Annotated in this window: 5 protein-coding genes; all 5 read left to right on the top strand. The window is 37.6% G+C overall.

Features of this window, described 5'->3' with window-relative positions; genetic code table 11:
* Window positions 1-480 (top strand): GNAT family N-acetyltransferase (locus GZ63_RS0114940; RefSeq protein WP_051681514.1); only part of this gene is annotated, 480 nt, incomplete at its 5' end.
* Between the two features lie 2 nt (window positions 481-482).
* Complete coding sequence (locus GZ63_RS0114935; protein ID WP_029270942.1) at window positions 483-848, top strand: EamA family transporter; 366 nt, start codon at window positions 483-485, stop codon at window positions 846-848.
* A gap of 10 nt (window positions 849-858) precedes the next feature.
* The gene (rffA, locus tag GZ63_RS0114930) at window positions 859-1,989 is read left to right on the top strand and encodes a dTDP-4-amino-4,6-dideoxygalactose transaminase (protein ID WP_029270940.1); all 1,131 of its coding nucleotides are present in this window, start codon (window positions 859-861) and stop codon (window positions 1,987-1,989) included.
* The gene (locus GZ63_RS0114925; RefSeq protein WP_029270938.1) at window positions 1,952-3,646 is read left to right on the top strand and encodes a DUF6044 family protein; all 1,695 of its coding nucleotides are present in this window, start codon (window positions 1,952-1,954) and stop codon (window positions 3,644-3,646) included. The genes rffA and GZ63_RS0114925 overlap by 38 nt, the downstream gene beginning before the upstream one ends.
* A 106-nt stretch (window positions 3,647-3,752) precedes the next feature.
* Entirely contained in the window at window positions 3,753-4,904 is a 1,152-nt protein-coding gene (locus GZ63_RS0114920; RefSeq protein ID WP_029270937.1) for an acyl-CoA dehydrogenase family protein, read from the top strand.
* Window positions 4,905-4,959: the final 55 nt, after the last annotated feature.

Raw genomic sequence — 4,959 nt, 5'->3', positions numbered from 1 at the left:
AAAAAAGAGAATTTCCATACTATCCACAAGGAAAAAACCTCCATATCCAGAAATTATGATGAAACGGAAATTTTACAGATAGCTGAAGAGGCGTTTATGCATGGTCGATTTCATCGTGATTTTAATATTCCAAACTCCCTTGCTGACATGAGATATAAGCGGTGGGTTGGCGATTTGATTGAGGAAAATAAAATTTTTAATCTTCTATATGAAGGAAGAACAGCTGGGTTTTATGCATATGACGCAAATAAAGTTCTTTTACTCGGAATTAAAAAGGAATTTCAAGGCAAGGGTTTAACAAAATCGTTTACAAGCCGAGGGTGTCAGGAGCAGTTTAATTTGGGATATTCTGAATTAAGAACTTCCATTTCTGCTGCCAATGTGGCTTCCCTTAATTTATTTTACTCTCTTGGATTCAAGTTAAAGAAGACACTTGATGTCTATCATAAGTTAAATGGTCCTGCTCCAAAAGGTGTGTAATGATGGGGTATTTTTATATTCTTGGAACCATCCTTTTTACGGTATACGGCCAGTTAATGCTGAAATGGCGCATCGATAAATTCGGGAGTCTTCCAAAAGAAACATTTGATAAGGTTTTATTTTTACTGCGATTACTCCTGGATCCGCTCATTCTATCGGGTTTCCTATCAGCATTTGTGGCCTCTTTATTTTGGATGGCTGCAATGACTAAATTTAATATCAGTTTTGCTTACCCATTTATGAGTCTCTCATTTGTTCTTGTTTTCCTTTTTTCAGTATTTATGTTTGGTGAACCGATGACGAGTCAAAAAGTAATCGGACTATTACTAATTGTTTTCGGTATTATCGTTACCAGTCAATCCTTGTGAGGTGATTTTTATGATTCCGTTTAATAAGCCATGTATTACAGGAAATGAGAAAAAATACATACATGAAGCAATTTTGCAGAACAAACTGTCTGGAGATGGCCCATTCAGCCAAAAGTGCAATGAATGGATGGAAGAACGTTTAGGATGCAATAAAACGTTACTTACCCCCTCCTGCACAGCTTCTCTAGAAATGGCAGCATTATTAACGGAAGTTGGCGAAGGTGATGAAGTAATCATGCCTTCGTATACCTTTGTTTCTACAGCAAGTGCATTTGCACTTAGAGGAGCTAAAGTCATATTCGTCGATATCGATCCTAAAACAATGAATATTGAACCGGCCGCAATCGAAAACGCAATTACCAAAAGGACAAAAGTGATTGTGGTTGTCCATTATGCAGGTGTTTCCTGCGATATGGATAAGATTATGGAAATTGCTTCAGAGCACCGTCTGTTTGTTGTTGAGGATGCTGCTCAAGCACTTCTTAGTACATATAAGGGAGAACCTTTAGGAACAATCGGACATTTTGGTACGTTTAGTTTTCATGACACAAAAAACTATACATGTGGCGAAGGTGGTGCTCTTCTTGTCAATCATAAGCCATCGATTGAACGCGCCGAAATCATACAAGAAAAAGGTACCAACCGTTCACAGTTTGTTCGAGGGATGGTCGATAAGTATACATGGCGCGACCTGGGCTCTTCTTTTCTATTAAGTGAGCTGAATGCGGCATTTCTATATGCACAATTAGAAAACGCGAACCAAATATATGAAAACCGAATGCAAACCTGGAAGTATTATTATCAGAAATTGTATCCATTAATGGAAGCGGGATATATCAAGTTACCTACTATTCCTGAAGAATGCATGCATAATGCGCATATGTTTTATTTGAAGATGAAAAACGGAAATGAAAGGCAAGCCCTCATGAATGATTTAAAGGATAATGATATTATGGCTGTTTCCCATTATGTTCCTTTACACACCTCCCATGCTGGTAAAAAATATGGTGCTTTTATCGGTGAAGATCATTATACAACAAAAGAAAGTGAAAAAATTGTACGCCTTCCATTGTTTTATGGAATAACAAAAGAGGATGTCGACTATGTGGTTCAATGTACGCAAGCATTTTTCAGCTCATAAACTTTTCTATATTGCGTTTCTTATCATCATCGCCTATCTTCTACCCTATTATATTTTAGAAGAAAACACACATATTCGCGTTCATGATAATCTGGATTCTAATATTGTCTGGTATAAAATGCTTGCAGAAAGCGGGGCTATCTTTTCATCCCCCAATGCGACACTGCCAAATGTAATAAATGGGCTTCCGCGAAGTGCACTTGCATCAGGGCTAGATGCAAATGTCTGGTTATATGTGCTTTTTAGCCCTTTCACTGCTTATACGATCAACCAAACGTTCATGCGTTTTGTTGCTTACATAGGAATGTATATTTTACTAAGAAAAAATATATTAAATGAAAAATCAGCTTTCATCACAACAGGAGTTGCTTTAGGCTATGCACTCCTGCCTTACTGGCCATCCGGATCGTTATCGATTGCGGGATTACCTCTTGCATTACATATCTTCTTGACTATTAGAAAGCAAGGAAAACATACACCAAAATTATATTGGGTACTTTTATTTCTATTTCCTTTTTACTCAAGCTTTATTTTGTCGTTTATTTTTTTCCTTGGATTAATCGGATTGCTTTGGCTCATCGACTGGTTTCGGAGTAGAAAGTTCAATCCTGCTTTTTTCTTCAGCATCGCTGGAATGACTTTTATTTATTTAATAAAAAATTATATGCTTATCGTTTCCATGTTTCTCAACAGTACATTTACCTCGCATAGAGAAGCGCTTAATCTTGGTCATAAAAATTTGCCTGAAACATGGGATTTGTTTTTAAAAAACTTTATCGAAGGGCACACACATGCTTGGGACATGCATGCGACCATTATTTTTCCTATTACGATCATTGCTCTGGTGATAGCTGTTTATCGTAAAATGGATTATAAGCTTTTGCTCGGACTGTTGATCGCAAATACACTCTTTTCATTATTTTATGCATTCTGGTATTGGGAAGAGATGCGTTTCTTAAAGGATAGTTTTTCAATCTTTAATACGTTTAACTTTAGCCGTATCCAGTTTATGCGCCCAGTTATGTGGTATCTATCTTTTGCCTTAGCCTTAACAGTTTTATGGAAATGGAAATTTGGTAAAGTTATCGTTGCCATCCTAATCGTATGTCAATGTGCAATTCTTTTTCCGCTTACGGAAGAAATAAAATACAGTATAATTGATACACCGACATACAAGGAATTTTATTCTACGAATTTATTCCAAAAGATTGAGGATTACATTGGCAAGGATCAGGCAGACTATCGTGTCGTCAGTGTTGCGATGCATCCAACCATCGCTCAGTACAACGGCTTTTATACGCTGGATACCTATAATAATACATTTCCGCTTGCCTACAAACATGAATTTCGCAAAGTGATAGCACCCGAACTGGAGAAAAATCCAAAGCTGAAAAATTACTTTGATACATGGGGAAGCAGATTATATATGTATGTGGGTGAATTAGGGAAAAGTTATATGTTTTCCAAACACAGCGAAAAATCCATCAAAGAGCTGAATATTAATACGGATCAATTAGCACAATTGGGTGGGGAATTTGTTTTCTCTGCCTTGCCTATAGAAAATGCTGAAGAAATCGATCTTACATTTGAACGAAGTTTTGAATTGGAGGGTTCTCCGTGGAAAATTTATTTGTATCACAACGATCATATTGATTAAAAGAGAAGCGTCTTTCCTTGCACTTTTATAAAAGTAATGGAATAATATGAGATATATAATTCCAACTGTTTTCATCGGAATATGAAATAGATGGAGGGAAATGGATTTGAAATTAACAGATATGAAGTCTGCTGAAGAACGAAACAAAGCATTAGCTGAAAAAGTTACGTCTTTTGCTGAAAAAGCGAAAAAACATGACGAGGAAGGAACATTTCCTTTTGATAATTTTAACGCACTAAAAGAAATTGGATACCCCGCTTTGACGATCCCTAAAAAATATGGCGGCTTAGGTATATCCCTTACCGAAATGCTAAAGCATCAAGAAACAATTGCTAAAGCAGACGGATCTACAGCATTGTCGATCGGCTGGCATATGGGGATTACGAAACAGCTTGGGGAAAATGATATATGGGATAAGGCTACATATCAATCATTTGCACAAGAAGTTATTAACACAGGTGCATTATTAAATAACGCTGCATCTGAACCAGCAACAGGTAGTCCCACTCGTGGAGGCAGGCCTGAAACTGTAGCTGAGAAAAATGCAGATGGCTGGATCATCAACGGAAGAAAAAATTTTACGACGCTTGCTCCCATTCTTACTTACTTTGTCGTTAGTGCATCCATTGATGGTACAGATCAAGTAGGGAACTTTCTTATTAGAAGAGATCGCAATGGAGTAAGCATCGATGAAACATGGGATTCAATTGGAATGAAGGCAACCGGAAGCCATGATCTTGTGCTTGAAAATGTACAAGTGGATGCAGATGACCTTGTACAGTATCTTACTCCGGGAAATAAACCAGCTGCTGGTTGGCTGCTTCATATTCCAGCATGCTATTTAGGCATCGCCCGTGCAGCACAGGAATATGCGATCGATTTTGCTACCAGTTATTCACCGAATAGCATTAAAGGGACCATTTCTGAGTTACCAAATATCAAACAAAAATTAGGAGAAATGGAATTGCATGTGCTCCAGAGCAGTCATTTTCTTTATGCAGTTGCCAAAAAATGGGATGAAAGTAATGAAGATACCCGTCAAACAATGAAACCGGAACTTGGTGCTGTAAAATTATCTGTTGTCAATCAGGCGTTGAAAATAGTCGATCTAGCTATGCGTGTAGTTGGGGCAAGAAGTTTGTCACAAAAGAATCCCCTGCAACGCTATTACCGTGACGTGCGTGCTGGCTTACACAACCCACCAATGGATGATATGACTGTCATGCAACTTGCAACAAAATCTATAAATAGAGGCTGATATTTAAAAGAGGCCGGGACATAACTAGCCTTAAATAAACAAAAACGGTTGTGTT

This window comes from Virgibacillus alimentarius, from assembly GCF_000709085.1.
GTDB lineage: Bacteria > Bacillota > Bacilli > Bacillales > Amphibacillaceae > Virgibacillus_B > Virgibacillus_B alimentarius.
Note: the sequence above shows the minus strand (reverse complement) of the source record. Positions and strands in the feature narration are given on the sequence as shown.

Bases quoted from the DNA above. Each gene is read 5' to 3' on its own strand.
- GZ63_RS0114935 (WP_029270942.1), top strand. From the start codon at position 483: ATGGGGTATTTTTATATTCTTGGAACCATCCTTTTTACGGTATACGGC.
- rffA (WP_029270940.1), top strand. From the start codon at position 859: ATGATTCCGTTTAATAAGCCATGTATTACAGGAAATGAGAAAAAATAC.
- GZ63_RS0114925 (WP_029270938.1), top strand. From the start codon at position 1,952: ATGTGGTTCAATGTACGCAAGCATTTTTCAGCTCATAAACTTTTCTAT.